The sequence below is a fragment of the Psychrobacter sp. Rd 27.2 genome (assembly GCF_001921755.1).
GTDB lineage: Bacteria > Pseudomonadota > Gammaproteobacteria > Pseudomonadales > Moraxellaceae > Psychrobacter > Psychrobacter celer.
In genome coordinates this window covers 1-339 of sequence record NZ_MRYB01000150.1, presented here as the reverse complement: position 1 = coordinate 339, position 339 = coordinate 1, and the positions used below count along the sequence as shown (strand labels likewise).

The window sequence follows — 339 nt, the reverse complement described above, 5'->3', positions numbered from 1 at the left end:
GAATATAGCTGATAATGGCGGCGCTATGCCTACTAACGCTTGTACAGGGTTTTCAGACATCAAAACCGCAACGAAAAATATAGTAAGTATTGAATGTAATGCTACGACAGGTGATATCACAATTTTTACAACTGCGAAAGCAGGAGCGACTACCTTTATTTGGACACCAACTACGACTCCTAATGGCGTATATTGGGTGTGTTCGTCTAATATAGCTAAATATGCGCCTAAAAACTGCCGTTAATTTATTGCCAATAAAATTTCTATATTGTTTGAATCAACAAAAAACCACCGAATAGCCTCTGCCACTCGGTGGTTTTTTATTGACGGGTTTATCCC

The 339-nt window shown here is 38.9% G+C and carries 1 protein-coding gene; it reads left to right on the top strand.

What is annotated here, in order from left to right:
- A partial coding sequence (locus BTV99_RS12990) for a pilin (protein WP_218607617.1) occupies positions 1-244 on the top strand: 244 nt, incomplete at its 5' end.
- Positions 245-339 lie beyond the last annotated feature (95 nt).